We start from the raw sequence: 4,622 nt of genomic DNA, 5'->3' as shown, positions 1-4,622 counted from the left end.
AATTATCAAAAGAACAAGCAATTAGGAAAAATACCAAGTAATTTCAAGTTCAATGTCATTAATTTTTCTGATATTGAATATAGTAGAAGAATAAACCCATTGAAACGAGAATATATAGAAATCCTAGCAGATGCAACAGAAACGGCAGAAGCATTATATGAGAGTTTACAAAAAGGCGACAAAGGAAGTGGAGGTAATAGCGATTTTTTTAAAACATCAGCAGTAAACTTGTTAGCAGCTTCTATTTATTTTTGGTCTAGATACGAGAATGGCAAATATTCAGATTTACCGCATGTACTGGCTTTCCTTAATCAAGAATATGACGTACTTTTTAAAGTCCTCTTTTCCGAACCTGAATTAAAATCACTAGTTTCCCCATTTGAAGCTGCATATAAATCAGGAGCAGTGGACCAATTAGAAGGACAGATGGCAAGTCTAAAAGTACAGTTATCAAGACTAGCAACTAAAGAATCTTTTTGGGTATTTAGTGGCAATGATTTCAATTTAAAAGTATCAGATAAAAAAGACCCTAGTTATCTTATCATTGCAAATAACCCTAAAACACAAAGCATGAATAGTGCTTTAAATGCACTTATCATTAACCGATTAACTAGACTTGTCAATACAAAAGGTAACTACCCTACTTCAATCATAGTAGATGAATGTCCCACATTATATTTTTATCAACTTGCAACACTACTTTCTACTGCACGTAGCAATAAGGTTTCAATTTGTTTGGGATTACAGGAACTACCGCAATTAGAAGAACAATACGGCAAAGCTACCGCAAAAACTATAACTTCTATTATAGGTAACACTTTATCCGGGCAAGCTAAAGCTCCTGAAACTTTAGATTGGCTACAAAAACTATTTGGAAAAGTTAAGCAAGTAAAAGAAGGCGTTACTATCAGAAGAAACGAAACAACAATTAATATGAATGAACAAATGGATTTTGTTATCCCGGCATCCAAAATATCTTCATTACAAGCTGGTACATTAGTAGGGCAAGTTGCATTAGATTTTGGACAAGAAGATAATTTTCCAACAGCGATGTACCATTGCAAAACCAATTTAGATTTAAAAAAAATTAAGAAAGAAGAAGAAGCCTACAAAGAACTGCCAAAAGTATATAACTTTGGGACAGCAGATAATAGAGAGAAATTACTGCAAAAAAACTTTAAGAGAATATACGACGAAGTAGAAACAGTAATAGAACAATATGTATAACATTACATTACCAATTTTAGGCACAAGGTTAAAGCAAATCCGAGAGCATATAGGATATTCCCAAGCTCAATTAGCAGAACAGCTAAACTGTAAACAAAATGCGATTTCAAATCTTGAACTAGGAAAAGGGGGCAGCCTAAAACTTTTATTTCAAGTGCTGAATTTTTATTCTAACTATGTTTTTATAGATTTAATATTTAGTGAAAAGTTTTATCTGATTTCTAATACAGAAGAAGATGAAGCACAAAAAGCCAATTATAATTCTGTTATAATAGAAATTATAAGACAATCAGAAAAAAACTATGAGGATGCTATGTCAAACGCTAAAAAAGAGCTAGAAGCTAATCTTCAAAAAGCCATCAATTTATTACAGCCTTAATAAAATAAAAGAGAGTACAAAAGACTCTCTTTTATTTTCAATATTACTTTAAAGAATTTGTGATACCGTACTTTTCGGAGTTCCGGCACTGATGGGCAAACATGGCATGATGAAATGATACCGAATTATCATTCCTGGCACACCCTGCAGAACGACCTTTTGATACCAAATACAAAAAGCTGCCGGAAGCCGGACGCAAAAATTTGATACCATAAAACAAAAAAAGAAAAGTGTTTTCTAAACTAGCCTAACCAAAATCTTTTGTTTCACAAAACGACCCTTTTTCTGTACTTTTGATTTATAATAGTACTAGAGGTAATAACAGGGGGGAAAGCCCTAGTTTAAAATAGTTTCGCGAATAGTTGAATTTATGAAACTTGGATTTAAATAAAATGGAGATAATAGGCTACGCTCGTGTTTCAACGAGGGAACAGAATTTAGATTTGCAGCTAGATGCTTTAAAAGAAGCCGGATGCAAACTTATATTTGAGGAAAAAGTATCAGGAGTAAAGGATAGACCCGAATTAGATAAAGCCCTTGCATATTTGCGAGAAGGTGATACTTTTGTTATCTGGAAGCTAGATAGATTAGGACGTTCTTTGAAAGATTTAGTTTATATAGTTGATTGTTTGCAGAAAAGAAAAATTGCATTCAAAAGCATAGTTGATGGTATTGATACTAATAGTGCTTTAGGAAGATGTCAATTTGGAATTTTTGCTTCATTGGCTGAATATGAACGTGAAATAATAGTAGAACGAACTAGGGCTGGATTACAAGCTGCAAAAGAACGAGGGAAACTTACGGGACGACCTATAGGGTTATCGGAAGATGCAAAGAGAAAAGCTATAGCAGCAAAGCGTTTATATGAAAATCGGGATTATTCTATAGATGAAATATGTAGAATTTTACACATTGGAAGTAAGGCTACTTTGTATAGGTATTTACGTTATGAAAAAGTAAGATTGATGAATAGAAGAAATAAATAGGGCGTTACCTTTCAGGTCGGGCTTTTCGCTGCAAGTCCTCGCTACGCTGTGGGCTTTCCGCTGCAATCCCTAACGCATTTTCCCACCCACCCTTCTAAGGTATATCCAATGCTTTGCTTTTTTCACCGCTTCTATGAAGCACCTACAAAAGCAAGGCATTGGATATTCGGTTTTATAGACTTCATGTTCCCTAAAGGGAATATTCCGTTTATAAAACCTTATCTCTCACCCAAAATATATAAAACTTTAGGGAAAAGATAATACGTTAAAAATCAGCCAATTATAAACTATTTTTAACAAAAATAATTGTCTTATTATTTGCGACATTTATAGAAAATTACTATCTTTGAGTATTGAAAATAAAGAGATAAACAAACCTTTAAAGCTGGTTTGGCTGCCAGTATAAAGAACAGCAAACAAAATTATGAAATCTACTTTTGATAAAAATGCAGAGAAGTTTGTAAACCTTATGGTTGAAAAAATTGAAAGCTTGTCTATGAATTGGCAAAAACCTTGGTTCTCTAAAGTCAACTCTAAACAGAACTTTTTACCACAAAATTTAACAGGTCGTACTTATAGTGGTGGAAACGCTTTTTTACTTTATTTTTTGTGTGAAAAATATAATTATCAAACTCCTGTTTTTTTGACATTCAATCAAGCACGAAACGAAGGTATTAATGTTCTAAAAGGTGCTGTTGCTTTTCCTGTTTATTATACATTATTTTGTGCTTATCATCGTCAGACAAATGAAAAAATTTCATATGATGAATATAACAAATTATCAGAAGAAGAACAAAAAGAATACCGTTTAGCAGCTTATACAAAATATTTCCAAGTTTTTAATTTAGACCAAACAAACTTTGCGGAAAAATATCCCAATAGATGGGATATATTAAAGGCTAAATTTTCAGGAGAGGAACAGCCACAAGAAGAGAAAGAAATGTATGTAAATCCAATACTTGATGAAATGAATAAGAATCAAAATTGGGTATGTCCTATTCAAACGGTTTCTAGTGATAGTGCGTTTTATTCAATATCAAATGATAGCATTACTTTACCTTTAAAGAGCCAATTTAAGGACGGAGAAAGTTTTTATGGTACAGAATTACATGAAATGGGACATAGTACAGGTGTTAAAAATAGACTAAATCGAAAAGGATTTTATGAAAATGATAAATTCAATTATGGGCGTGAAGAACTTGTAGCAGAATTAATATCGGCTTTGTCTGGTGTATATTTGGGTATTTCTGTAACCGTCAGAGAAGAAAATGCGGCTTATTTAAAATCATGGTGCAAAGCAATAAAAGAAGAACCTAAATTTTTATTTACTGTATTGGCAGATGCTATTAAAGGTAGTAAATTCATAGCCCAGCATCTAAATATAAGGCTAGATGTGGAAGAAGTTGAAGAAGAGAAAAATACAAAGGTTGCTTAAAGGTTCCTTCCCCCCTCATTGGGGGGAGTTCTTTTTTCAAACGCCAAAAAAGAACCAAAAAGGCTTAATCGCTTCACTTTGTTACGCTCCAATAGTTTTGCTATCGGTAAACCCACCCACCCTTCTAAGGTATGTTTCTTTATCCCTTCTGCAATCCTTACTAAAGTTCCACTACCTTTTAGGTAACTCCACTTTAGTAAGCATTGCAGAAGCGGAAACATGACGCAAATTAAAATACATTCTCACTTTGAGAATACATTTTAATGCGTCTTGTTGTCTAACCCAATAAGAACTATAGGGAAAGAAATTGATACCGTACTTTTCGGAGTTGCGGCATTGATGGGTAAACATGGCATGATGAAATGATACCGAATTATCATTCCTGGCACACCCTGCAGAACGACATTTTGATACCAAATACAAAAAGCTGCCGGAAGCCGGACACAAAAAATTGATACCATAAAACTATAGGGAAAAAGAACAAAGAGAAAACACTATATATAAATAATATATGAATATATAATATATGAACCTATAAACATATAATATATGAACCTATAAACATATAATATATGATTAATATACTCCACTTCCA

4 protein-coding genes are annotated in these 4,622 nt (G+C 33.0%); all 4 read left to right on the top strand.

All coding sequences use genetic code 11. The features are described 5' to 3' along the window. A partial coding sequence (locus tag KTR07_RS27720) for a type IV secretory system conjugative DNA transfer family protein (protein WP_217315562.1) occupies window positions 1-1,227 on the top strand: 1,227 nt, incomplete at its 5' end. Further along, the gene (locus tag KTR07_RS27715) at window positions 1,220-1,606 is read left to right on the top strand and encodes a helix-turn-helix domain-containing protein (RefSeq protein WP_007559164.1); all 387 of its coding nucleotides are present in this window, start codon (window positions 1,220-1,222) and stop codon (window positions 1,604-1,606) included. The genes KTR07_RS27720 and KTR07_RS27715, both read left to right, overlap by 8 nt. Window positions 1,607-1,998: 392 nt before the next feature. Beyond that, on the top strand, window positions 1,999-2,592 hold the full coding sequence (locus tag KTR07_RS27710; protein WP_007559111.1) for a recombinase family protein: 594 nt from the start codon (window positions 1,999-2,001) through the stop codon (window positions 2,590-2,592). A gap of 424 nt (window positions 2,593-3,016) precedes the next feature. Beyond that, the gene (locus KTR07_RS27705) at window positions 3,017-4,027 is read left to right on the top strand and encodes an ArdC family protein (RefSeq protein ID WP_005780952.1); all 1,011 of its coding nucleotides are present in this window, start codon (window positions 3,017-3,019) and stop codon (window positions 4,025-4,027) included. Window positions 4,028-4,622 lie beyond the last annotated feature (595 nt).

The organism is Bacteroides sp. MSK.20.82, assembly GCF_019052485.1.
Taxonomy (GTDB): domain Bacteria; phylum Bacteroidota; class Bacteroidia; order Bacteroidales; family Bacteroidaceae; genus Bacteroides; species Bacteroides thetaiotaomicron.
This window is presented reverse-complemented; position numbering and strand designations above follow the sequence as displayed.

What these genes read in the sequence shown, in the direction of transcription:
- KTR07_RS27715 (WP_007559164.1), top strand. Translation starts at nt 1,220, where the DNA reads ATGTATAACATTACATTACCAATTTTAGGCACAAGGTTAAAGCAAATC.
- KTR07_RS27710 (WP_007559111.1), top strand. Translation starts at nt 1,999, where the DNA reads ATGGAGATAATAGGCTACGCTCGTGTTTCAACGAGGGAACAGAATTTA.
- KTR07_RS27705 (WP_005780952.1), top strand. Translation starts at nt 3,017, where the DNA reads ATGAAATCTACTTTTGATAAAAATGCAGAGAAGTTTGTAAACCTTATG.